Origin of the sequence: Denitratimonas organivorans, from assembly GCF_037478135.1 — a bacterium.
In the GTDB taxonomy this organism is placed as follows: Bacteria; Pseudomonadota; Gammaproteobacteria; order Xanthomonadales; family Xanthomonadaceae; genus Denitratimonas.
In genome coordinates, this window is record NZ_JBBHDV010000016.1 from 23,813 (window position 1) to 48,274 (window position 24,462).

A 24,462-nucleotide genomic window follows, 5' to 3' on the forward strand; every position below is an offset into this window, starting at 1 on the left:
TTCAATCCAAGGAGAACACCATGACCATCCGCACCGTACCTGCCGGCAACGGCCTTGCCTGGCTCAGCAACGGCATCACGCTGATGCTGAAGAATCCCGGCCCCTTCATCCTGATGGGACTGATCTACACCATCATCTCGGTGGTCCCGCTGCTGGGTTCGCTGGCGCTGGCGATCATTGGGCCGACGCTGTACGGCGGCATTGCCTGGGCCGCACGCCGTCAGGACCGGGGTGAAAATGCCGAGGTTGGCGACCTGTTCCGTGGCTTCCAGCTGGAAGGCAAGATCGGTCCGCTGCTGCTGCTGTGCCTGCCGGGCGTGATCGCCGGTGTGGTGCTGGTGATCCTGCTGACGGTGGTGATCCTGGTCAGCCTGGCCGGTGCCGGCATGTCGGCGGCGATGGAATCGCCAGCGGCGCTGATCGGTGCCATGGGCGTGGGCGCGCTGGTGCTGTTGCCGGTGATGCTGGCACTGGGCCTGCTGGTGTTCGCGCTGGCCTTCTTCGCCATCCCGGACACGATGTTCGTCAGCAATGACGCGTTCGCCGCGATGAAGCAGAGCATGCGAGCCACGTTGGCCAATGTTGGTGCGGTGCTGCTGTATCTGGTGGTGTTCGTTCTGGCGGTGGTGGTGGTGACCGGCATCCTGGCGCTGATTTCCAGCCTGCTGGCGCAGGTGCTGGTGTCGCTGGTCGCGGTGCCGCTGGCTGGCGCCTCGATGTATCTGGCGTGGAAGGATGTCTACGCCGACAGCGCAGCCGAGCTGCCGCCGGCCCCGCCGGCACCCGAAACGCCGCCGACACCACCACAGGATGGTGGCGGCATGGTTGCCTGATGCGTACCCAACCGCTGCCGGGCTGGTTCCCGGCAGCGGTTCGTATGGCCTTTCCCCTTCGCGTGTTCGCGCGCGAAGGGGAAAGCAGGGGCCGTTTCTGCACACTCAAGCACAGCCTGAAACCGGCCCTAACTACCGCTTAACCCTCGATGCGCTAGCGTCGCGGCCCTCGACAAGGACGCGGCATGGCATCACCCACGGACGATCCACAGCAGGACCGAAGGATACGCCTGGCGGTGCTGGGCGCCTGCGTGCTGGCACACGTGGTGCTGGGCCTGTGGATGCTGCGCGATCCGGCGCGCGATCGCGGCGATGATGGCGCCTTGCAGGTGGAGTTCATCCCGGCTGTACCGGCAATGCAGCCGCCGCCACCTCCGCCACCGTTTCCCGAGGCGCCGCAGCGCCCGCGTGCATCACCGCCTGTTGTGCTGCCACGCGCCACGCCTTCGGCTCCGCCGGACCCGCCTGTGGCATCCCCATCACCGGCCGCAGCTGCGCCGCAACGCACGCCCGACACGATGGAAGTGATGGATGCGATCCGTGCGGCGGCGCGTACGCAGGTGGAACAGGCGATGCCGTTCGAGCGCGATCCGATGCAGCGCCATACCGCGCGGGTGCCGGGCCGGGCCGAGTCCTATACCCCGAACCCGATCATGCTGCGCCGCTCGATCACGCCCGAGGACATTCTCAGGACCATCGGCACGCTGTTCGGCGGCAACTACAACCCGTGCCCGGATACGCAAAGCAAGATCCGCGACCTGGCCGCGCGCAACGAGCGCATCGGCGAGGACGAGTTGCAGGTGCTGATCGACCGCGAACGGCGCCGTTGCCGCTGACGGTAGCCGGCTCGCGCGGCCGGATCAGAAGCCGTACTGGAACAGCAGGAGGTTTTCGCCGCGGTTACGGCCGCCGGTGTTGGCATTGGACAGGTGGCGCAGCGAGACGGTGAAGCGGCCGTGGCGGTAGCCGATGCCGGTCATGAACTGCCAGTGCTCGGACAACACCTCAGTATTGGAGTTGGTCGCGGCGATGCCGCCCTGCGCGAACCAGCCCTTCCAGGTGAAACGCTTGGAGACCGAGCCGAAATACACGCGCGGGGTGGAAATGATCGTGGAATCACGCTCGTCGATGACCCCGACCATCACTTCCCACGGATGCTGCGCCTCGTTTTCCCAGCTCACCGCAAGCATCTTGCTGCCCTTGCCCTGGATCTCGTCCACCGGGCCAAGACCGACGTGGAGTCCGGCCGTGGCAGGCAGGGCGCCACAGAGGCCGATCAGGGTGGCCACGGAGAGCAGATAATGACGCATGGCTGTGTTTCTGAGGGGAAAAAGTAACGCGCCATTATACTGGGCGGCAGTCCGCAGCAAGGCGGCGGAAGCTGAGTTTTTGCTGACAGCGAGCCATCCGGATTCGGCTGCCAGTCAGGATGAATTCACCTCGCTGGCCACCGCCACCCATAGCATGACGCCCCTTTCGCGCCAGCCGGCGCCACGCCCCGCACGGAGACCAGCACCATGACCCACAAGACCCTGCTTCTCGCCACCTTGGCCACGGCCCTGGCTGCAGGTTTGCCATTGACCGCCGCCGCCCAGGAGTCGGGCTGGTCCGGTACTGGTGAATTCGGTCTGGCGATGGCGCGTGGCAATGCACGCTCGGACAACGCCAACGGCAAGCTGGCCTTCGTCAACGAGGACGACGCCTGGAAGCATTCGTTCTACCTGAGCGCGCTGCGCAACAAGGCCGAGGTCACCGGCGATTTCGATGGTGACGGGGTCGAGGAGGACCGCATGCAGCTGTCCGCCAACCGTTACGAAGCCGGTGCCAGCAGTGCGTTGAAGCTCAGCAAGGTCAGCTCCTGGATCACCGCGCTGCGTTACGAGAATGACGATTTCGCACCGTACGAATACCAGACCACGTTCTCGATGGGTTATGGCCACCAGTTCATCGACAACGAGCGCACCAGCCTGTTGACCGAAGTCGGCCCCGGCTACCGCCGCGCCAAGAGCGCCAGCACCGGTGAAACCGAAAGCGAACTGATCGGTCGCGGCCTGCTCGATTACAAGCACCAGATCACCGACACCACGACGCTGTTCAACACGCTGCTGATCGAAGCCGGCAGCGACAACACCTTCGCCAGCAATGCCTTTGGCGTATCGGTGGCGATGAGCGAGAAGCTGGCGCTGAAGGCCGGGTTCGACGTACGCCACAACACCGATGTCGGCCCCGGCATCGAGAAGACCGACAAGCTGACCAAGCTCAACCTGGTCTACAACTTCAAGTGATCGCGCCGGCGTGATGCCGGAACGCTATACGCAGTTGTGAAAAGGCGGGATCGCTGCGGCGGTTCCGCCTTTTTCATGCCCGGCGCAATGCTGGTGGCGGCGCGTCAACGCGGCTTGCTGCGCGCCAGCGTGATGATCGCCACACCCACCAGAATCACCGCCATCGCGCCCAGCTCATGCAGATCGAAGGCTTCGTTTGCGAGCAGCACGCCGAACAGCACCGCGATCGGCGGGTTCACATAGGCATAGCTGGTGGCCAGCGCCGGGCGTACGTGCTGCAGCAGCCAGATGTAGGCGGTGAAGCCGATGATCGAGCCGAAGGTCACCAGATAGCCCAATGCCAGCACGGCATCCAGTGATGGCCACTGCGTCATCCGTTCGCCGTTGGCCAGCGCGGCGCCCAGCATCCAGACCGAACCGCACAGCATCTGCCCGGCGGCCGACACGAACGGCGTCGGCAGATCACGCCCGCGGCTCCAGATCGAACCCCAGGCCCAGGCCACCGGCGCGATCAGCAGCGCGATCATGCCGTGCGGGGTGCCGGTCAGCGAACTGCCGGCATTGAGCCAGAGCACGCCGGCAAACCCGATCGCCAGCCCGACCCATTCGTTGCCACTGGGCCGCTGGCCGCGCAGCAACGCAAACAGCGCTGCCCACAGCGGCATCGAGGCGACCGCCACCGCCGCCATGCCGGAGGAGACTTCCTGTTCGGCGTAATTCACCAGGCCGTTGCTGAGCAGCACCATGAAGATCGCCAGCCACCACAGCTGCCGCCACTGGGTACGTGTGGGTGGCGGCGTGCCGGTTGCGCGCAGCACGGCGTACATCAGCGCCCCGGCCAGACCCATGCGGATCGCACCCAGCAGGAACGGCGGAAAACCCTCCAGCGCGAAACGGATCGCCAGATAGGTCGAACCCCAGATCACGTAAAGGGAAAACAGCGCCGCAGCGATGGCCCATGGGCGGGCGGAAGCGGACGGAACGGGCGCGGACATGGGCAGCAGAGGCCGGGATCAAGGCAACGGCGCCATCTGGATGCAGATGGCGCCGTTGCGTGGGAGAGAAGTTGGAGCGGTGTTGCCGCCCGCTTAGCGGACGCGCTCGGCCGGTTCCAGTGCCGTATCGGCCAGCGGTGGCGGCAGCACCTGTGCGGCCAGGGTGCGATCGGTATCGAGCAGGTTGATCGCGTCCACCAGGATGTGCGCGGCCTCGCGTGCCAGCACGTCCGGCGGGGTGTCCTTCTTCTCTTCCTCGGCATCGCGCGCGGCTTCGGCCACCAGATCGCGTTCGTCGGCCTGCAGGCCGTCGTCCTCGTTGGAGTCGTGGCCGTTGTCGGCCAGTCCGGCGGCCTTGCGCGCTTCCTCGCGTGCCTTGCGGCGGGCCTCGTTGCGCTCGCGTTCGGCGCGGCGGACCTCCTCGTTCAGCGATACCGACTTGTCGGCGCGCTGGCGGCGGTATTCGGCCACGTCCTCGGTCCACCAGATGAATTCCTGGTCGCTCTGCGCGCGCGCCTGGTGGCGGGTTTCCAGCAGCGGCAGCAACGGCTTGAAATTGGCCTGGCGCGAATGCGGCGCAGCGTCGACCCGGGCCCAGGGCAGGGCATTATCGTAACTGCTTTCACCGTAATCCTCGGCATCCAGCGTCACCGGGAAATCGATGTCCGGGGTCACGCCGCGGTGCTGGGTGGAGCCGCCTTCGATGCGGAAGAACTGCGCCACCGTCATTTTCAACTGGCCAAAACCGGACTGCTCGCCACGCACGAACATGTCCAGATCCACGAGGTTCTGCACCGTGCCCTTGCCGAAGGTCGGCTCGCCGATCACCAGGCCACGGCCGTAGTCCTGGATCGCGGCGGCGAAGATTTCCGAAGCCGAGGCCGAGGCGCGGTTGACCATCACCGCCAGCGGACCATCCCAGGTGGTGCCGCGCGAGGTGTCACGCTGCACATCGACGCGGCCGCGCGCATCACGCACCTGCACCACCGGGCCGGAATCGATGAACAGACCGGTCAGTTCGATCGCTTCGGTCAGCGAGCCGCCGCCGTTGTTGCGCAGATCGATGATGACGCCATCGACCTTTTCCTGTTTCAGCTCTTCCAGCAGGCGTGCCACGTCGCGGGTGGCGGAGCGGTAGTCGGGTTCATCGCGGCGGCGGCCTTCGAAATCCTGGTAGAAGGTGGGCAGTTCGATCAGGCCCACGCGCTGCACGCGCTGGTCCTCGCCCGTGTCTTCACCTTTGGCCTCGCCGACGCTGATGATCGACTTCTTCGCGGCCTGCTCCTCCAGCTTCACCTTCTGCCGCGCCAGCGTCACGGTGCGGTGTTCGCCGTCGTTGCCGGCATCGGCCGGCAGCACATCGAGCCGCAGCCAGGTGTCCTTCTTGCCGCGGATCAGGTCCACGACATCGTCCAGACGCCAGCCGACCACATCCACAATCGGGCCGTCCTTGCCCTGGCCGACACCATAGATGCGGTCGCCGGGCTTGACCTGGCCGGACATCGCCGCCGGCCCGCCGGGCACGATCGAGCGCACCACGGTGACTTCCTCGTCATTGATCTGCAGCACCGCGCCGATGCCTTCCAGCGACAGCCGCATCGACATGTTGAAGTTCTCGGTGGTGCGCGGATTCATGTACGAGGTATGCGGTTCGATTGCGCCGGTGTAGGCGTTCATGAAGGTCTGGAACACGTCCTCGCCACGGATCGCGCGGGCGCGGGATTCGTAGTTGGCATAGCGCTTGTCCAGCGTCTCGCGGATCGCGTCGGCTTCCTTGCCGGCCAGTTTCAGGCGCAGCACATCGTTCTTGACGCGCTTGCGCCAGATCTCGTCCAGTTCGTCGCTGCTTTGCGCCCAGGGCGCCTTCTTGCGGTCGAAGTCCCAGGTTTCGTCGACGCTGAAATCGATTTCGGTCTTGAGGAACTCGCGCGCAAAGCGGGTGCGGTCGCCGACCCGCTGCAGATAGACGTTGAACATGTCGAAGGCCGGCTGCAGCTGGCGGTTGCGCAATGCATCGTCGAGCTTGTCGCGCAGCGGCGCGAAGCCTTCCACGTCGGCGGCCAGCAGGAACATGCGGTCGCGGTCCAGCGATTCGAGATAACGGTCGTAGATGCGTGCCGACAGCGCATCGTCCAGCGGCAGCGGCTGGTAGTGGTAACGGCTGTTGCTCAGCAGCTGCGTGACCAGTGTCGCGGTGTCCAGCTGGGTGGCGGTGGGTGCCAGCGTGACCGGCTCGGCCGGCGTGCTGCGGGCTTGTGCACCGGCGGCCATGAACAGGGCCAGACCCAGGGCGATCAACGAGCGCTTTGCGAACATGGGGAAACCTTTGAAGACGGAAAAGCCGGGGATCTCCCGGGGTCGCACGGCGGCGATACGGTTGCCAGCCTGCCAACTGGCCGCCGGTTCGGCAAGCGCCAGAATGAACGGATATCAGGGCGCGATGGCGAACACACCAGTCCTGCATGCACCGCGACGGCGGGTGGTGCCCCGCAGGTTCATGTGTGGTGACGTGCTTTGAGCGTGGCTGGCACGGGAAAGTTCAGCCACACCTGCGGGTTGGCCGACGCCACGGGTATACAATATCCGCCGCTGTTGGCCGACTTCTCTCCCGGCTCACGGCTGCACGGAGCCAGTCGCCGCCAGCGCCCCATGCCCGCGTCGTTGCCGACACCGGACATCGCACCGCAATTGCGGGAAAATTTCACCCTTGCATCCATCCCAACAGGAGTTCCCGATGATCCCGGCAGACCAGGCCCTGATTCGCCTGCGCGAAGGCAACCGCCGCTTTGTCGAAAGTCTGGCCGCCTCCGATACCGTGGCCCGCAAGCTGGAGCTGGACTGCAACCGCATGCCGTTCGCGATCGTGCTGGGGTGTTCGGATGCGCGGGTGCCGGCCGAGCTGGTGTTCGACCAGGGCCTGGGCGATTTGTTCGTGATCCGGGTGGCCGGCAACATCGTCTCGCCGTCGCAGATCGGCAGCGTCGAGTTCGCTGCCGAGCGTTTCGGCGTGCGTCTGGTGGTGGTGCTGGGTCATACCCAGTGCGGAGCGATCCGCGCCACGATCGAGCAGTTGCAGACCCCGGCCGAAAGCCAGTCGCCGAACCTGCGTTCGATCGTGGACCGGGTGCGGCCGGCGCTGGAAGGCCTGCTGCACACGGATCTGCGCAACGATCCGGAGGCGCTGGCGCTGCAGGGCATGCGCGCCAACATCGGCATCTCGGTCAGCCATCTGCGCTATGGCTCGCCGGTGCTGGAATCGCTGATCCTCAACGATGGTCTGCGCATCGTCGGGGCCGAATATTCGGTCCAGACCGGCGAGGTCACCTTTCTGGAAGGCCCGCGCGGGCTGGAATGAAGTGAAGTGCTGAAGTGACGCAGGCGCGGCGCGTGAACGCCGCGCACCGGTTCATTCGGGCGTGGCCACTTCGCTGACCTGGCCGTTCTGGATCAGCCAGGTGCGGTCATTGGCGGTGGTCGTCACGTACAGCGGCTTGCCCAGCATCTGCGCCACGTAGACGTGCAGTTCGTTCGGATGCGCGGCACCGGCATCGGTCACCTGCAACGCCGGCGCGTCGGCCGAATCCTGCAACAGCGCGCAATCGGCGGCCAGCGGCAGCACTTGCTGTACTGCATTGCCGTCGGCGCTGATGTCGATCCGCAGGGTGCCGCCCAGCAGATGCACATCGGGGAACGCCGAGCGCGGCATCAGATAGGCATGCCAGCGGCCGTCATCGCCGGGCAGCACGAGGGTGTCGTAGGTGGTGGAACATTCCGGATGATCGACCCGCTCGGCACGCTGGCGGGCGTGGAACTGGGCTGCAAGGCGCGGCGGCACCGGCATCCGTTCGAGCCGTTCAAGCTCGTCCAGCGGCTGGCCGGAACTGCTCATCGCGATGCGGAAACGGCCGACCACTTCATTGTCGGAATTCTGCCCGACGAAGGTCAGCGTGTAGGCACTGCCACGCGGTTCCCAGACCCAGCCCAGAACATCATCGTCGCGGCGGAACGAGCGCGTCTCCTCGGCCTCGATCAGCGCGGCCTGCGCGACCCGGTCCAGCTCCAGCAATGCCTTCCCGCGCTGCTCGATCTGGCGCAGTGTCGATGCGTCCTGAGCCTGTGCCGCAGCGGCCGCCGACACTGCAAAGACACTGAAAATCAGATAGTTGAACAATCGCATCGTACCCTCCTGTTTTGTCATCGGACGCCACCGGTGTGCCGCGTGGGCGGCGTCCGGCGACTGCGTGCAAGGCGACCACACGGCGCGCATCGCACTGCAACAAAAAGGCACTATAGCAATTGCAGCCGCGCCGGCACGCGCGGCGGACTTATCCAGCGCTGGCGGGAATCCCGGTCACCGGGTGGATACGACCCTCCTGGATCAGCCAGGTGCGGCCATTCGGCGTGGTTGTCACATACAGCGGCTTGCCGGCCTGCTGGCTGATGTAGACATGCAGCTCGTTCGGCAAGGTGGCACGGTCCTCGGCGAACAGCAGCGCGCCGGAAGTGGGTTTGTTCTGGAGAATCACGCACTCGGAAGCAAGTGCCTGCACGCCGGTCACGGCATCACCGGAAGAAGACAGCTCGACGCGATAGCTGCCGCCCAGCAGGTACACATCCGGGAATGCCGCACGCGGCAGCACGTAGGCACGCCAACCTTCGGCATCGGGCAGCACCAGGGTTTCGATCTCGTTGGCGCATTGCATCCGCTCCACGCCCTCGGCTTTCCTGCCGATGCTGTACTGCATCGCGAGATGCCCTTGCAGCGGCGCAGGATCAATCCGCTCCAGCGCCTGCATCACCCTGCCGGAACGATCCATCGCGATGCGATACAGGCCCACCGGAACGCCACCATCGACACCCACGAAAACGATGGAGATGGCATCGGAGCGGATATCGGCCACCCACCCCTGCACCCGCTCATCGCGCCGGAACGCACGCGATTTTTCGCCCTCCCTGGCCGCCACCCGCACCGCACGATCAATCTGGTGCAGCGATGCGCCGAGCTGCTCGATCTCGCGCAGCGCATCGCTCTCCTGAGCATGCACCGGAGCCGGCACCTGAAGCATCACCAGCATCGTGATGCCAAGAACACAGGCACGAAACAACATGGCAGATCCCCTTGGACGATCCCGGCACCATGGCAGGCACCTCATGCCACGGACTATTGCACCGCATCATTACACCCGTGTGCCAACTCGACCACAAAACGCTACCTTTGCATGCCACTACCCTGATTTGCGTGATGCTGCCCAGGCATCACGCAACTCCCGCCGCCAGATGGCGCCACGCGCCCGTTCCCGAGAGCACCGCCATGCGTCATGCCTTTCTCGTCCTGCTTTTCATCACACTGGCCGCTTGCGCCAGCACACCTCTCCCGGAGTACGAGCCGGCCACGCCCGACCCCATCCACACCAGTCGCAATTCACTGGACTGGGCAGGCACCTATGTCGGCGTGCTGCCCTGTGCCGACTGTCCCGGCATCGAAAACCGCCTGATCCTTGCATCAGACGGCAGCTACGAACTGCATGTGCGCTATCTCGATCGCGAGGCGGAACCGCGCGTGACGAATGGCAGCTTCGCCTGGACCTACGACGGCAACCACATCCAGCTTGATGCAGCCGGCGACAACGCCTTCTTCGCCGTGCATGAAGGCAGCCTGCTGCGCCGCTTCGCCGATGGCACCTGGCCAGAGCCCGAGCAGGCTGCACAGATGCGCCTGCATCGCCAGCCCTGAGCCCCTGGTTGGGCCAAACCGGACCGGATAGTCCAGAATCGCCCCATGCACTATCGCTTCGATACGTTTTCATTCGACGCCCACACACTGCAACTGCATGGACCGCAGGGCCAGATTCCGCTGCGCCCGATGACCGCGCGACTGCTTCTGGCCCTGATCGAAGCCTCACCCAAGTTGCTTGGTCGCGATGCCCTGCTCGATCAAGTCTGGGGCCGACAGGCCGTCAGTGCGGGTGTCGTCAAGCAATCCATCCACGAACTGCGCCAAGCGTTGGGTGAATCGGCACAACACCCGCAACTGATCGAGAACCTTCCGCGCCTGGGCTACCGTCTCAACGCCGTTGTCCAGCGCAACACAGCAGAAGCCCCTGCCGTCGAACCAGACCCTGCCTCCAGCACCGAAACGCCGCAGCGGCGTCCTGCCGCTCCACTGGTGTTGGTGCTGCCGGCGCTTGCCGTCGTTGTTGTCATCGGCCTGCTGATTTGGCGGCCCTGGGCACCTGTCGAAGACCACGGTGCCATCCCTGCTCGGCAACAACAGCACCACGTGATGCATGACGGCCATCCCCGAACCCCGCAGGCGCTCAACGACTATCGTCGTGGGCTCGATGCCTCGGCCCAAGGCGACCTGCACAACGCCCGCCTCCTTCTGGAAAAAAGCCTCGCCCACGAACCCGATGCTCCCGCCAGCATGGCCGCGCTGGCCGACATCCTGGTCCGTGCCGGCAACCGCCGCCAGGCCCTGCAATGGGCGCAGGCCGCCGACCAGGCCGCCGCCGCCCTGCCGCGCGTGGAACAATTGCGCACGGCGGCCTTCCTGCACGGCCTGAACTACCACTGGGACGAAGCCGCCAGCGCCTTGCAGGCCCTGTTCGAACTCAACCCCGGCGATGCCGACAGCGGCCTGCGCCTGACCCAGGCCCTGCTCGCCCATGGCCGCCTGAGCGAGGCCGAAACCACGCTCGATCGCCTCGCCGCGCTGCCTGCCCCGGCCCTGGACCGTTTCCGCCTGGCCCTGATGCAGGCCAGCCTGGCCACCGCCCAGGGCAACCATCGCGCCCGTCTGGAAGCGGCCGAACAGGCCCTGCAACACGCCGCCTCGCCCAGCCAGCGCCACCAGGCCAGCCTCCAGGCCGCCTGGGCCAACCTGCTCCTGGGCCAGCCGGACCTCGCCCGCCAGCGCCTGGACGCCCCCGACTTCCCCGGCACCGGCATCACCCCCGGCGATGCCCTCGCCGCCGCCCTGCTGCGCGCCACCCTGGCGCGCGATGCCGGCCAGTTCGACGTGGCGCTGGCCGCCTTCGACCACATCGCCCAGGAGGCCACCCACCTGGGCCAGGACACCTTCGCCGCACGCGCCCTGCGCGAAGCCGCCTACGTCCAGATCCGCGCCGGCAACCCCGCTGACGCCATCGCCCGCCTCGACACCGCCATCGAACGCCTCATCGCGCACGGCGACCTGCGCGAACTGGCCAGTGCCCGCAACATCCTGGCCCTGGCGCACCAGACCCATGGCGACATGGACAGCGCCGCCGACGCCGGCCAGGCCGCGCTGGAGGCCTACATCCGGGCTGGCGACCGCATCGGCGAAGCCGCCGCCCGCATCCAGACCGGCACCCTGCTCGCCCGCAGCGGACGCAGCGACGAAGCCCAGGGCCACTGGGAACGCGCCCACACCCTGTTCGCCGACATCGGCGACCGGCGCGGCATCGCCACCGCCCTGAGTAACCTCGCCATCCTGCACGGCTGGGCCGGCCGCGCCGACGCCGCCCGCCAGGCCAATACCACCGCCCTGACGCACTTCCGCGAACTGGGCGTCCTGCCCGACGTGGCCCGCCTGCAATTCAACATGGGTGTGGAAGACCGTGGCGCAGGCGACCTGGCCCAGGCCAAGGCCCGCTTCCTCGAAGCCATCGACGCCTTCCAGCGCGTCGGTGCCCGCGACCACCACGCCCAGGCCGTCATCAGCCTGGCCGAACTGCACCTGACCCAGGCCGACCCGGCCAGCGCCGCCGCCCTGCTCGACCAACTGGAAACCCCCGAAAGCCTCAGCGTCCAGCCGCGCAGCGCCCTGCTCACCGCGCGCGCACGGCTGGCTGCGGTGCGGGGCGAATACGAAACCGCCGAAACCGGCTTTCGCCAAGCCCTGGCGCTGCGCGAACAGGCCGGCCTGGCCGACTGGATGCGCCTGAGCACCCTGGACCTGGCCGACCTCCAGGCCCGGCACCGGCACCTGACCCAGGCCGAACCCGCCCTGCGCCAGGTCCGCAGCGCCCTGCTGGAGGCCGGAAAACTCGGCAACGCCATGCAGGCCGGCATCAGCCTGGCCGCCGTCCTGGCCGCCCAGCACCGCCACCAGGCCGCCCTGGCCCTGCTCGACCGCCTCGAACCCATCCGCGAAACCCACGCCGACGCGCACCAGACCCTGCGCATGGAACTGGTCCGCGCCGCCATCCGCGAACAGGGCCGCGACGACGCCCTGCGCAGCGTCGCCGCCAGCGCCCGCCACCAGGGTTTCGAACTGCTCGCCCTGCGCGCCGACCTGCTGCGCGGCGGCGCAGCGGCCAGCCGCGCCAGCGCCATCCTGCAAACACGCGGTATCGCCTTGCCGCACGACGCCTTGCCGATGTAACCCGGGCACCTCCCCCGGCGCAGGTCGGGGCTACGTCCCCGACGGCGTGGCACCCACGCTCGCCACGCCGCGCGCGTAGGCGCGACCTACGTCCCCGACGGCGCGGCTGCCTGCGGAATACCCAATGCCTCGATGAACGCTCCTGGCTGGTTGGCGATGGGCAGGTCCAGGCCGACATCCGAATCGTCGTTGAAGGACAGGTTCAGGGTCCAGGCGAAGCTGCCGCGCACATGCGACCAGCCGGTCAGGTCTTCCAGCGCGATGCAGACCTGCGGAGCCTCGATGCGGGTGCGGAAAATACCCTGGTGGTAACCGAACACGAACAACAGACTGTCGGTTACCGCCAGCACCCCCTTGCTGTCCGGGAACCCGGCGGCCAGCGAGCCGGGCGGGCGGTGGAAGCCCTCGCGCGTGCGTGCGATGACCTGTTGGGACTGGCTGGCGGCGCGCTGTTCGGCATCCGCGCGCGACATCAGCGGGTTGAGTTCGCCTGCGGCCTTGGCCAGCCCGTAGGTCAACTGCGCCGCAGCGCTGCCCAGCCCCTGGAAATAACTGGCCGCGACCAGCGTCTGCCCGGCCAGGTCGGCCGGGCGTTCCTTTTTCACACGCGCCATCCAGCGATTCATTCCGTGCCTCCTTCTTCGAAGCCATCGGCAAAGATCGCGCCGCCGCCGGGCTGGCCGTAGAGGATGGTCACGCTGCCGCTTTCGTCGCCGGGCACCAGTTCGTAGGCATCGCTGCCGACCGTGGCGGCCATCACCGTGTCCTGCAGCACGATCACCTGGCCCTCGAACTGCATTTCGGCGCGTTCGCCCGGGGCCAGGGGGCCGATGCTCCACACCCCGGTGACCGGTTCGTAGTCGCCGTGGGTGACGAAGTGATCGACCGGCATCAGGCCGCCGGCCAGCGGTTCGAGCAGCACGCTGGTCGCATCGGCCTCGCGCGGGCCGTTGTTGTCGACCGTGATGCTCAGCATCACCTGCTCGTTCAGGGTGGCCGCATCGGTGTCGGCCTGGATGTCCAGCGCCAGGTCGGTGAACGGATCGACGACGGCAAAGGCCAGGTTGTTGAAGGGATCGGGGTCTTCGGAATGGCTGCTGGCCTGGGCCGAACTGGTGAAACCGCCGCTGCCGTTGACCTGCGTGCGCACCAGCAGGGTCGCCGACTGCCCGGCCGCCAGCGTGCCGACCTGCCACAGGCCGCTGGCCGAGTTGTAGCTGCCCTGGCTGGCGCTGTGATTGGCATAGCTGTAACCGGTCGGGCGCAGGTAATTCACTTCCACCCCGCTGGCCGGGTCCGGGCCGAGGTTTTCGACCAGCACGGTAAAGATCGCCTCATGGCCCGGCAGCGCGAACTGCGGGTCCACCGTGTGGACGAGATTGAGGTCGGAGCGGCTGCGCTGCACGTCAGGAGTCAGCGTGGCGACATTGTCGTTCAGGTTCGGATCGAACTCGGCGGCGAAGATCTGCGCCTCGATTGTATGAGGCGTCTGTTGTGTCACCTGCAGCTGCAGGCGCAGCTGCGCTCCGGCGCCCGGGCCGCTGCCGGCCAGGTCGTCGAGCTTCCACAGCATGTCGCCGGGCAGGAAGGTGCCCTGATCGGAGTCGTCGAAGTCGATCAGCGTGTAGCCGGCCGGCAGATCGAGGGTGACCGAGGGCAGGCCGGCCAGGTCGGGACCGGCATTGCCGGCCAGCACATCGACGATCACCACATCGCCCGGTTCGACCGGGTCCTGATCGATCACCAGCTTGAGCGACAGATCGGCCGTGTCCACGCCCGGCGGCACCTCGCCGTAGAGGCGCTGGATGGGGGTCAGGAAGGTGGAGGATCCTTTCGAGTTGCCGGCGCGGTACTCGATGCGCACGTAGAACTTGCCCGGCAGGCCGGCAAACCCCTCCAGGCGCCAGTCATCCCCGTCGCGGCTCATCCAGCCGCCCCCGGCGGCCGGCACGAAGTCGTCCTCATCGCAGCAGGTCTGCGAGACCAGCACTCGGGGCGTACCGAGCAGCGCCGGCGCCGAGCCGAAACCGGTCATGCGGTCCCAGACCAGGCGCTCGGGGTTGCCCGGTGTGCCCCAGACAATACGCTGGCGCAACGGCAGGCCGTCGGGGTTGGCGAGACGGACAAGGAAGTATTCACCAGCATTCAGCGAACGCCCGACCAGAATTCGACCGTCGGCGGTCATCTGCAGGCCGAGTGGTTCATACGTTACTTCCCCCGAAGTATACGGTTGCACGCCCGTCTGCAAGCCATTGCCGGCAGCGTTAAGCAGAGCAACCGCTTGATCTTCCCCATCAATAATCAGTTTGCCGACAGTGAGATAGCCGTTTCCTCTTTTCTGGACCGAAAAAATCCGGCCGCCACCGAAAGGACTTGTCACGGTATGGTTGCCGTCCTGATCGATCATGGACCAGGCGCGCTGCGTACCACCGAATGAGTATCTAAAGTCCCCCCCTGCAGCAACGTTATTTACGGCCATAACGATCGACCAACATTGAGGATATTGGCTGATGAACGTCGGGTCAAAACTCGTCCAGAGCTGACCGGTCGGGGTGAAGCGGGCGAGACGACGCGAGGAGGATTGACCAATACCACACGAGAACACCCAACCATTGTCATCCACAGCAATTGCAACGACATAACCTGGAGACTCCGTTTGATTCCAATTGGGATTGAAATTGGTATCCAGCGCGCCGTTCGGATGCAGCCGGGCGAGTCGTTGACGGGCCACGCCATTGACCTGGGTGAAATAGCCGCCGATCAGAATCTTCCCGTCATCAAGGACATGGATCGCGGAGACGTCGCTGTTGGCACTCGCCTGAAAGCTGGTATCCAGGCTGCCATCTGGATGCAGCCGGGCCAGTCGATAACGGGCCACGCCATTAACCCTTTCAAAGCCCCCGCCAATCAGGATTCGCCCATCCCTCTGCACGACCACGGCTTCAACAGTGCGACTGATGATGGGCGCAAAACTGCTGTCCACGGCGCCATTGGGATGCAGGCGTGCCAGATGTCTTCGGCTGGCGCCGTTGATATCAAAAAACCTCCCCCCGACAAGAACCCGGCCATCGCTCTGTACCGCAATCGCCCTCGGTTGATTATTGAATAGGCCTGCTTCCAGAAGCTGATCCACCCGCCCCTGCGCATCCAGCCGCGCCAGGCGGTTGCGGCCGAGGCCGCCGATTTGATTGAAGGCTCCGCCGAGCAGCACCGCGCCATCGTCCTGCACCAGCACCGCGCGCACGGCGGCGTTGGGGGTGACCAGTAGGGCAAAGCCGTTGTCGACGCTGCCGTCCTCGTTCAGGCGGGCGATGCGGCTGCGCGGGCCCACGCCGCTGGTGAAATCGCCGCCGATGAGGGCGCGGCCGTCGGGCAGCAGATCCAGCGCGTAGACCGGGCCGTTCAGGCTGGGCGGCTCGTAGTCCCCGTCCAGGCTGCCGTCGGCGTTCAGGCGCAGGACAAAGCCATCACCGTCGACCTCGCCGGCAACCAGGATGCGGCCATCGTCCTCGACCTGCAGCGCCTGAACCGTGCGGTTGCCGCCGGCCAGACCCGATGCTTGAAAGCCGTTGTCGAGTGACCCGTCCTCATTGAGCCGGTACAGCCGCCGGGCCGGAATCTGCCCGGCAATGCCGATGCTGCCGGCCACCAGCAGCTTGCCGTCGTCCTGAACCGCCAGCGCGTGCGCCGTGCCGGTGAAGTTCGGCGGCAGGAAGCTGGTGCTGTGCGATCCATTGGCGTTCAGCAGGGCCACGCGGCGGCGCGTCTGACCGTTGACGGTCGAGAACTCACCGGCGATGTAGATGCCGGGCGCACCCGAGGTCACGGGTTGTTCCGCCAGTGCGCGGATGGTGCCGTCCGGGTTCGGAGCGGACCAGGGAATAGCGGGCTCTCCCAGAACGTTGAAACGGCGGATATGTCCGGCAAAGCTGCCGGCGATCACCGTCTCCGCGACGCCGCTTGCATTCGTGGTCTGGAGTCCGGCCAGCACGACACCGCTGCTGAAGCCTAGCTTTGGATAGGGCGTCGCCTCTCCGGCCGCATCCAGCATCGCCCACTTGCCGCGCGACTCGCCCGCGATGGCCGTGAAGTTGCCGCCCACCAGGGTTCCGAATGGAGTGCTCGTCAGTGTGTGGACGATGCTGTTGGGTTCGGGCCGATAGCCGTCGTCCTCGGTCAGGGCCGCCACCGGCGCGGCGAAGGCCAGCAGCAGCGCCAGCCAGGCCACCGGCCCTTGGAATATCCTTCGGTTCGTCATGGTGTTTCTCTCCAGATCAACGGGCCTTCGAAGCCATCGGCGAAAATTCCCGCGTCCGCCGGCAGCACGCCGACGAATCCGCCGGAACCTGCCACCAGCAGCGAGCCATCGGCCATGAACAGGCATTTGGACACGGTGCTGTCCACATCGTCCGGGGTGATGTCGGAAAAGCCGGCTCCGCCATTGCCGGAAAGCAGCACCAGGCCGGTATGGCTGGACAGCGGCCGGCGTTCGCCCACCACCACCACGGTGTCGCCCCGCATGCACACCCCACGCCCCCAGGTGCGTACCGAGGGCGTACCCAGCACAGCGGCGGAAATATCCACCTCCGCATAGCCGTTCATGTCGCGCGGGTCCGGCCCGCTGACCAGGATTTTTCCCCGCGTCGGCCCCTGGTGAACGCCCGTGGCTACCAGGCGCTGGCCATTCACCGCCAGCCCCCAGAGTTCGCCGCTCCAGGATGTCGGCAATACCGGCACGGCCGGCGTCATGGGGGCGGTGGCGTTCTGGTTTTCCGGCGGCAGGAACAACGTCGGCGGCTCGCTGATGGTGCTGCCGGTGGCCCAGAAGCGGTTGTCGTGCACCACCAGATCGGTCATCTGGCCGCCGGGACTCATCGTCGTCCAGTCCGATGCGCTGCTGCCCGTCCCGTCGGGGGCATGCAGCACCGATGCACCTGTGAGCGCCTCGGCCATCGAGCGGTTGTGCTTTTCCCGGTACGTGCCCACGTGGAACTGCCGCCCCACCTGGGCCACGCCCACCAGCACCGGCGTTGCGGCATAAACGGCACCTGGGGCCGGGGTGCCGGAAATATCCAGGCTCAGCACCATGTTCTTGGTGGTGGCGTCGAAACCGGCGATCTTGAGGTGGCCGTCCCGGCCCAGGCTGATCGAGCTGACCCGGAACTCGTTGAGGATGCCGGCGGGCGTTGCCTGCGGCGGCTCCCAGCTTGCCCCCATGTCGTAGCTCACCGACAGCCCGTAGCCCGTCGCCGCCGAGCCGCAGCCGACCCAGATGCGCCCATCCGGGTCCTGGAACAGGGCATCGGTGCCGCTCCCGCCAGGGCAGGTGTGCTGGCTCACCAGCCAGGTATCGTGGAACTGCGCTGCCACCGGCAGGCTCGCACACAGCGCCAGCACGCCGGCGATTGCAGCAACGGAAAAACGCGCAAGGATTCTCATCTCATCACCTCGAAATCTCATGATTCAACCCAGGCAGCCCATCGGCACGAAGGCACCGGCGCATTCACTGCCAGCTTTCCCCCCAGGTGCCGCTGTTCCAGACCAGCCCGCTCGGCAACGCCGCGCAACTGGCCTGCACATCGGTCACCGGCGCGGGCGGCATCGTGCCGCTGGCCTGATCCAGGGTGCAGGCCTGGCCGGAAGGCTGGTTCTGCACGCTCACGCTGTACGCCGTGCCCGGCGTCAGCAGGGCGCTGAACTGGAACGGGCCATTGCCGCCGATGGGCAGGGTTTCGTCCACCGCAGTGGTTTGCAGGCGCAGCACCAGGCCACTGCCGGACAGGCCGGCCACCTGGCCGCCCAGCGTGCAGCACGGCGGCGCATCGCCCTCGAACCCATCCTGGAAGATCGGCGTGGCCCCGGCAGGCGCGGCCACCAGCACGGCGGCGGCGAGAAAGGCGCGGCGCATGTCAGTTGTTCTCCAGCAGGGTGCCGGCGCGCCAGTTGAATTGCCCTGTTGCCGAACGGTGGTTACCGCCACTCACGCTGGACTTGTCGCCGCTGGCCGTGTTCGCTTGGCCACCGCTTACGCTGGACTTGTCGCCGCTGGCCGTGTTCGATTGGCCACCGCTTACGCTGGACTTGTCGCCGCTGGCCGTGTTCGCTTGGCCACCGCTTACGCTGGAGTTCTGGCCACTGGCCGTGTTCGCTTGGCCGCCGCTTACGCTGGAGTACTGGCCACTGGCCTCATTCATATAGCCTCCGGAAACCACTGCATGCCGGCCCCTGGCGATATGGCCGTACCCACCCGTCACCGTGGCGTAATTGCCTGTCACGGAGTTGGTTTCGCCAAAAGCCACGCCATAGAAGGCGCTGTAACGATGCCTTTCACCGACGATGAGACTGTGCGAGCCGCTGCGATGGTTGACGGCCCAGGTGCCGCCGTTGAACACGCAGTTCGGCCCATCGTCGTACTCGCCATCCGAACACCGGTAGAGCGAGCCGGCGGTGCCCGTGTGTAGTGTGTTGTGGCCGATGATGAGGTTGCCCAATCCGTTCGGGGTCGTCGCGTAAGGGCTGATCCCGTTCCTGATTTGCAGGTTCACCCCGGTAAGCCGGATGGTGGCGTAGCTCACCCCTGCATCGTTGGGGTCCGGGACATTGGCCAAGGAAAGGTAAGGTGCCAGCGCCATCACGTCGCTGACCTCGATGGCGGCCACCTGGGATTGCAGTGCCGCCACCTGGGATTGCAGCGCTGCCAGGTGCGTTTCCAGTGCGGCGATGCGGGCATCGTTGTCGTTCACCGCCGTTCTGGTGGCGGCGAAATTGGCATTGACCTGCGCGGCCTGTGCCGGTGTGCCGGCGGAAAAACTGTGAGGAATCGTGAGTTCGCCGGCGTGGACGGCAAACCCGGCGGGCAGCAAGGCAAGCGATGCGACGCGCACGATGGCGCAGCGGCGGAAGCGGGCAAGGCGGGACATGGGCACTCCATCTGTCAGGATCGGAGCCGCCACCGTGCGCCAGAAAACCCGCGAACGTCATGAAAGAACGGTCAAGTTTCGGTAAAAGAGCGGTAAAATTCTGGTCAGGGCGGCGATTGAAGCCGCATTCCCCCATCGCCCGATGCTTCGAACCCAAAGCCCCTCTCCCCGTGCGGGAGAGGGGTTGGGGAGCGGGGAAGGCCCCCCCGATCACCACGTCGCGCGCGCAGGCGCGCCCTACGGGCACGCCTGTGGCTGTGCTTCCATGCCATCGCAGAAGATGCCGTTGCCGCCACCGCCGCCGGGCAGGAACACGGCATGGGCGGCGTGGCCGCGATTCATCGTCAGGGTGCAGACGGGGTTGGTGCCGGTGCAGGCTCCGAGCCAGCCGGCAAAGCTGTGGCCGGGCGCAGGCACGGCGGTGAGGGTGGCGGTGCTGTTGGCGTTGAAGCGTGCCGAGCAGGCGGCCCCGGCGCTGCCGCAGTTGATCCGCGCCGGGGCGCTGGTGACGTTGCCCTGGCCTGCGCCGAGCAGGGCCAGGCTGACCGGATACTGGGTGATGCTGGCACCGGCCACGGCGGCCAGCGCCGCGCCCGCATCCACGATGCCGGTGCCACCGCCGCCGCCGAAGTAGGTGGGGAACGGGCGCGCGGTATTGCGCAGCAGGTTGGCGATCTGGTCCGGGGTGAGGTTGATGTTGCGCGAGAGCATCAGCGCCGCGACACCGGCCACGTAGGGCGTGGCCATCGAGGTGCCGTCCATCATGTCGTAACCGGCCGCCGCCGGAACGGTGGTGCCGAGGTTGATGGTGGACAGGATGCCGTCCAGTTGCGAGCTGCTGCTGTCCCCGCCCGGTGCGGACACGTCATTGGCCGGGCCGTAGTTGGAATACACCGCACGCGTGCCGGCCGGGCCGTTGGCGGCCACGGTGACCACGCCCTGGCAGTTGCCGGGGGTGGATTCGGAGGAAGGGATGGCATGGTTGCCTGCCGCCACGATCACCACCGAGCCGCGCGAACGCGCGCTGTTGATGGCGTTCTGGTAGGTGGGGCCGCAGGCGCTGACGCCCTGGATGCTCATGTTCAGCACCCGCGCCGGGCTGGCATTGGCCGGCAGGCCGGGGACGTTGCCGCCGCTGGCCCAGACGATGCCATCGGCGATGTCGGCCAGGTTGCCGCCGCAGGTGCCCAATACGCGCACATGCTGGAGCCATGCGCCCGGCGCGGTGCCGGCGATGCCCTCGCTGTTGTGGGTGATGGCCGCCGCGATGCCGGCCACATGGGTGCCGTGCCAGGAGGAGTTGCGCTGCGGCGCATCCGGCCCGCACTGGCCTGCCGTGTTCCAGTCGCCCTGATCGGTGGGATCGTTGTCGCGCCCGTTACCATCGCGGCTGTTGTTCGGATCGGAAATCATGTCCATGCCGGCCAGCGTCTTGGCATCCAGATCGGGATGCAGGGTGCGGCCCGTATCGATCACCGCGATCACGACGCCGTTGGTCCCGGCCAGCCCCCACGCCGGTTCCACATTGATGCCGCCCGCTGGCCCGAGCAGGCCCCACTGGTATTGCAGGTGCGGATCGTTCGGCAATGCAGCCGAGTACATCCGCAGGTTCGGCTCCACCGAGACCACATCGGGATTCTTCGCCAGTTCGAGCATGAATTGATTGGCCGTCTCCGCATCCAGCATCGCGCCGTCCACCGCCAGCACATGACCGCCGGTGGCAATGCGGCGCTCGGCCCTGGCGAAGATGCCCAGTTCGCCGGCAGCACGCGCCAGATCATCCTCCAGATGCCCGAGCACTTGCCGCGCCTGCGCGCTGGAGGCATCACCGGGCTCTGCATCGTCGCGGTAATAGACGATGAAGCCATCATGCTCGAAGGTTTTTCCAACCGGTGCGAACATCACCCGCCCCGCAGTGGACGCAGGATCAGCCTTGGCCTGCGCACCTGCCGCATGCCCATGGGAAGCAACAAGACACATCCCGAGCGTCAGCAGCGCCAGAGGACGACGTGCGGGAAAAGAGCGCGATGACGATTGCATGACGGTGATTTCCTGAGGATTGCGGGCCCATGCCCTGCCTCCTTAGGCGCAAACCGGCACGAAACTGGCTCATCGCACCGCATCTCGCCTCGCGCCCAAGCCGGGAACGTGCTTGAATGCACGCCACGAAGCGGGGGTGCCCGGCATAGGCCGGGCTGAGAGAGTCCCTTGGAACCTGATCCGGTTGATACCGGCGTAGGGAGACTTCATGCGATGCCGCCCGCAGGCTGCGCCGCGTGCCTCTGCTTTGGCGAACCCCTTCGCAAAAGCCCGTGCTTTTCGTGCGGTCTTTCATCAAAGCATCGAGGACACTGCCCATGAATGCCCAGCCTTCCGATCTCATCCTGCGCACCCAGGCGCTCTCCAACGATGTGACGCGCCCGATTTCCGGCTCGCGCAAGGTCCACATCCAGGGCTCGCGTCCCGACCTTCTCGTCCCGATGCGCGAGATCGAACTGGCGCAGACACCCAAGCTGTTCGGTGCCGAAATCAACGCGCCTTTCACCGTGTACGACACCTCCGGCCCGTACACCGACGTGAACGCGAACATCGACCTGACCACGGGACTGCCTGCGCTGCGTGCGGCCTGGATCGCCGAGCGTGGCGATTGCGAACAACTGCCGGGCATCACGTCCGAATACGGCCGTGCGCAGCTTGCCAATCCAAAGCTCGACGCGGTGCGCTTCCCCGCCCTGCGCGCACCGCGCCGCGCCAGATCCGGTGTCAACGTCAGCCAGATGCACTACGCCAAGCGCGGCATCATCACGCCGGAGATGGAGTTCATCGCCATCCGCGAGAACCAGAAGCTCGACACACTCCGCGAATCGCACCTGCTGCGCCAGCATGCAGGTGAATCCTTCGGTGCCCATCTGCCCAAGTTCATCACGCCGGAATTCGTGCGCGATGAAGTGGCCCGTGGTCGCGCCATCATCCCGTGCAACATCAACCACCCGGAAAGCGAACCGATGATCATCGGCCGCAACTTCCTGGTGAAGATCAACGCCAACATCGGCAACAGCGCGGTGACGTCCTCCATCGCCGAGGAAGTGGAAAAAATGGTCTGGGCGATCCGCTGGGGCGCGGACACCGTGATGGATCTTTCCACCGGCAAACACATCCACGAAACCCGCGAATGGATCCTGCGCAACAGTCCCGTGCCGATCGGCACCGTGCCGCTGTATCAGGCGCTGGAAAAGGTCGATGGCCGCGCCGAGGAGCTGACCTGGGAACTGTTCCGCGACACCCTGATCGAACAGGCTGAACAAGGCGTGGACTACTTCACCATCCACGCCGGCGTGCGCCTGCCGTTCGTTCCGCTCACCGCCAAACGCGTTACCGGCATCGTCTCGCGCGGCGGCAGCATCATGGCCAAGTGGTGCCTGGCGCATCACCGCGAATCCTTCCTTTACACCCACTTCGAGGAAATCTGCGAGATCATGAAGGCTTACGACGTGGCCTTCTCGCTCGGCGATGGCCTGCGCCCCGGCTCCATCGCCGACGCCAACGATGCCGCGCAATTCGCCGAACTGGAAACGCTCGGCGAACTGACTAGGATCGCGTGGAAACACGATGTCCAGACCATGATCGAAGGCCCCGGCCACGTGCCGATGCACCTGATCAAGGAAAACATGGACAAGCAACTGGCCGAATGCGGCGAAGCGCCGTTCTACACCCTCGGCCCGCTCACCACCGACATCGCGCCCGGCTACGACCACATCACCAGTGCGATTGGCGCCGCGATGATCGGCTGGTACGGCACCGCCATGCTCTGCTACGTCACGCCGAAGGAACATCTCGGCCTGCCCGACAAGCAGGACGTGCGCGACGGCATCATCACCTACAAACTCGCCGCCCACGCTGCGGATCTGGCCAAAGGCCACCCCGGCGCACAGGCCCGCGACAACGCGCTATCCAAAGCCCGCTTCGAGTTCCGCTGGCAGGACCAGTTCAACCTCTCGCTCGATCCGGAAAAAGCCCAGGAATTCCACGACGAGACGCTACCGAAAGACGCCGCCAAGCACGCCCACTTCTGCTCGATGTGCGGCCCGCACTTCTGCTCGATGAAGATCACCCAGGACGTGCGCGACTACGCCGCCGAAAAAGGCGTGGCCGCCGACGCCGAGGCGCTGGCGAAGGGCATGGCCGAAAAGGCCAGGGAGTTCCGCGAACAGGGCGGCGAGGTGTATCGCCCGGAATGATCGCGCGATTTGACCAAATCGTTCGATTTGGCTAGATTTTCGCCATGCGCACCTACACCGCCAACGAAGCCAAGACCCGTTTCGGGGAGTTCCTGGACCGCGCTCAGCGCGAGCCGGTGCGCGTGATGCGTCACGAACGGATTGTTGGCGTCATGGTCAGTGCCCAGGACTACGAAGCCATGCGTGCCTTCTATGCCAACCGTTTGCACCGAACGCTGGACGAATCCGCAGCCGCGGCAGCGCGTGCGGGAATGAACGAAGACGTTCTGGCAAACCTGCTGGCCGATGAGAGCTGAAAGCGCCCGGCATCTGCTCCGGGTGGTGGTCGATACCAACGTCTGGATCAGCTCGGCACTGTCGGCATCCGGTGCCCCGGCACTGGTCGCACGGCAGGTCCTGGAGACGCGCCGTCCGGTCTTCTCCGAAGCGACATTCGCGGAACTGGAATCGCGCTTGTGGCGACCGAAGTTTGATCGTTACCTCGGCATCGAGTTGCGCCAGCGCATCCTGCATGACTTGGGCGCCGTTGCCGACTGGGTCGAGATTCCGTCCGACTTGACCCAACAAACCTGGTCCCGCGACCCGGACGATGACCATTTCATCCGCGCCGCACTCGCCGCACACGCACCACTGTTGGTCACAGGCGACGCCGATCTGCTCGATCTTTCCGCCATCGTGGGCTTTCGCATCCTGACCCCGGCCGACGCCCTGCGCGAATGGGATGGCGCTCCAGCGAAATAAGAGGCGGCTGCCGTCTTGCGAAAGGCATGGCGGAGAAGGCAAAGCAGTTCCGCGAACAGGGCGGCGAGGTGTATCGGCCGGAGTG

General features: G+C 66.2%; 20 protein-coding genes and 1 riboswitch. Of the genes, 9 read left to right on the forward strand and 11 right to left on the reverse strand.

Annotated elements, in window-relative coordinates:
- Positions 1 to 20: 20 nt before the first annotated feature.
- Together WDB66_RS13885 and WDB66_RS13890 are read left to right on the forward strand one after the other, a co-directional pair.
- Complete coding sequence (locus tag WDB66_RS13885; RefSeq protein ID WP_339399204.1) at positions 21 to 833, forward strand: BPSS1780 family membrane protein; 813 nt, start codon at positions 21 to 23, stop codon at positions 831 to 833.
- 185 nt (positions 834 to 1,018) lie between these two features.
- On the forward strand, positions 1,019 to 1,669 hold the full coding sequence (locus WDB66_RS13890) for a hypothetical protein (RefSeq protein WP_339399205.1): 651 nt from the start codon (positions 1,019 to 1,021) through the stop codon (positions 1,667 to 1,669).
- Positions 1,670 to 1,693: 24 nt separating this feature from the next.
- Here the strand turns inward: WDB66_RS13890 and WDB66_RS13895 are convergent, their stop codons facing one another.
- The gene (locus tag WDB66_RS13895; RefSeq protein ID WP_339399206.1) at positions 1,694 to 2,143 is read right to left on the reverse strand and encodes an acyloxyacyl hydrolase; all 450 of its coding nucleotides are present in this window, start codon (positions 2,141 to 2,143) and stop codon (positions 1,694 to 1,696) included.
- Positions 2,144 to 2,350: 207 nt separating this feature from the next.
- Between WDB66_RS13895 and WDB66_RS13900 the strand changes: the two genes are divergently transcribed.
- Positions 2,351 to 3,118 carry a DUF481 domain-containing protein gene (locus tag WDB66_RS13900; RefSeq protein WP_339399207.1) on the forward strand — a complete coding sequence of 256 codons (768 nt, stop codon included), beginning with the start codon at positions 2,351 to 2,353 and terminating at the stop codon, positions 3,116 to 3,118.
- A gap of 104 nt (positions 3,119 to 3,222) precedes the next feature.
- Here WDB66_RS13900 and yedA read toward each other — a convergent pair whose 3' ends face one another.
- Both yedA and WDB66_RS13910 read right to left on the reverse strand, forming a co-directional pair.
- Complete coding sequence (gene yedA, locus WDB66_RS13905) at positions 3,223 to 4,113, reverse strand: drug/metabolite exporter YedA (protein ID WP_339399208.1); 891 nt, start codon at positions 4,111 to 4,113, stop codon at positions 3,223 to 3,225.
- A 93-nt stretch (positions 4,114 to 4,206) separates the two neighbouring features.
- Positions 4,207 to 6,429, reverse strand: a complete 2,223-nt coding sequence (locus tag WDB66_RS13910; protein WP_339399209.1) for a carboxy terminal-processing peptidase — start codon at positions 6,427 to 6,429, stop codon at positions 4,207 to 4,209.
- 418 nt (positions 6,430 to 6,847) lie between these two features.
- On the opposite strand from WDB66_RS13910, the gene WDB66_RS13915 reads away from it, so the two are divergent.
- Positions 6,848 to 7,468 (forward strand): carbonic anhydrase, encoded by a 621-nt coding sequence (locus tag WDB66_RS13915; protein WP_339399210.1) that lies wholly within the window; start codon positions 6,848 to 6,850, stop codon positions 7,466 to 7,468.
- A gap of 51 nt (positions 7,469 to 7,519) precedes the next feature.
- Here the strand turns inward: WDB66_RS13915 and WDB66_RS13920 are convergent, their stop codons facing one another.
- Positions 7,520 to 8,290 (reverse strand): hypothetical protein, encoded by a 771-nt coding sequence (locus WDB66_RS13920; RefSeq protein WP_339399211.1) that lies wholly within the window; start codon positions 8,288 to 8,290, stop codon positions 7,520 to 7,522.
- A 148-nt stretch (positions 8,291 to 8,438) separates the two neighbouring features.
- A complete protein-coding gene (locus WDB66_RS13925) occupies positions 8,439 to 9,221 on the reverse strand; it encodes a hypothetical protein (protein ID WP_339399212.1) in 783 nt (260 codons plus the stop codon).
- An 11-nt stretch (positions 9,222 to 9,232) separates the two neighbouring features.
- Here WDB66_RS13925 and WDB66_RS13930 point away from each other — a divergent pair, with 11 nt between their 5' ends.
- On the forward strand, positions 9,233 to 9,847 hold the full coding sequence (locus tag WDB66_RS13930) for a copper resistance protein NlpE (protein ID WP_339399213.1): 615 nt from the start codon (positions 9,233 to 9,235) through the stop codon (positions 9,845 to 9,847).
- 45 nt (positions 9,848 to 9,892) lie between these two features.
- Positions 9,893 to 12,478, forward strand: a complete 2,586-nt coding sequence (locus tag WDB66_RS13935) for a tetratricopeptide repeat protein (protein ID WP_339399214.1) — start codon at positions 9,893 to 9,895, stop codon at positions 12,476 to 12,478.
- A gap of 86 nt (positions 12,479 to 12,564) precedes the next feature.
- Here the strand turns inward: WDB66_RS13935 and WDB66_RS13940 are convergent, their stop codons facing one another.
- From WDB66_RS13940 to WDB66_RS13965, 6 genes are all read right to left on the reverse strand, one after another.
- Positions 12,565 to 13,104 carry a hypothetical protein gene (locus WDB66_RS13940; protein ID WP_339399215.1) on the reverse strand — a complete coding sequence of 180 codons (540 nt, stop codon included), beginning with the start codon at positions 13,102 to 13,104 and terminating at the stop codon, positions 12,565 to 12,567.
- Entirely contained in the window at positions 13,101 to 16,736 is a 3,636-nt protein-coding gene (locus WDB66_RS13945; RefSeq protein ID WP_339399216.1) for a hypothetical protein, read from the reverse strand. Before WDB66_RS13945 ends, WDB66_RS13940 begins: the two co-directional genes overlap by 4 nt.
- Positions 16,733 to 17,917: a sialidase family protein gene (locus WDB66_RS13950; RefSeq protein WP_339399217.1), complete on the reverse strand. Its 1,185-nt coding sequence runs from the start codon at positions 17,915 to 17,917 to the stop codon at positions 16,733 to 16,735. Before WDB66_RS13950 ends, WDB66_RS13945 begins: the two co-directional genes overlap by 4 nt.
- A gap of 64 nt (positions 17,918 to 17,981) precedes the next feature.
- Positions 17,982 to 18,386 carry a hypothetical protein gene (locus WDB66_RS13955; protein ID WP_339399218.1) on the reverse strand — a complete coding sequence of 135 codons (405 nt, stop codon included), beginning with the start codon at positions 18,384 to 18,386 and terminating at the stop codon, positions 17,982 to 17,984.
- Position 18,387: 1 nt separating this feature from the next.
- Positions 18,388 to 19,431 (reverse strand): hypothetical protein, encoded by a 1,044-nt coding sequence (locus WDB66_RS13960; RefSeq protein ID WP_339399219.1) that lies wholly within the window; start codon positions 19,429 to 19,431, stop codon positions 18,388 to 18,390.
- Between the two features lie 204 nt (positions 19,432 to 19,635).
- Positions 19,636 to 21,438: a S8 family serine peptidase gene (locus tag WDB66_RS13965; RefSeq protein WP_339399220.1), complete on the reverse strand. Its 1,803-nt coding sequence runs from the start codon at positions 21,436 to 21,438 to the stop codon at positions 19,636 to 19,638.
- 122 nt (positions 21,439 to 21,560) lie between these two features.
- Positions 21,561 to 21,658, forward strand: a riboswitch (TPP riboswitch).
- Positions 21,659 to 21,755: 97 nt separating this feature from the next.
- Here WDB66_RS13965 and thiC point away from each other — a divergent pair.
- Genes thiC through WDB66_RS13980 form a run of 3 tightly spaced genes read left to right on the forward strand, consistent with a single transcriptional unit; the run spans position 21,756 to position 24,377 of the window.
- Positions 21,756 to 23,636, forward strand: a complete 1,881-nt coding sequence (gene thiC, locus WDB66_RS13970; RefSeq protein WP_339399221.1) for a phosphomethylpyrimidine synthase ThiC — start codon at positions 21,756 to 21,758, stop codon at positions 23,634 to 23,636.
- Positions 23,637 to 23,680: 44 nt separating this feature from the next.
- Positions 23,681 to 23,932, forward strand: a complete 252-nt coding sequence (locus tag WDB66_RS13975; protein WP_339399222.1) for a type II toxin-antitoxin system Phd/YefM family antitoxin — start codon at positions 23,681 to 23,683, stop codon at positions 23,930 to 23,932.
- A complete protein-coding gene (locus WDB66_RS13980; protein ID WP_339399223.1) occupies positions 23,922 to 24,377 on the forward strand; it encodes a putative toxin-antitoxin system toxin component, PIN family in 456 nt (151 codons plus the stop codon). The genes WDB66_RS13975 and WDB66_RS13980 overlap by 11 nt, the downstream gene beginning before the upstream one ends.
- Positions 24,378 to 24,462: the final 85 nt, after the last annotated feature.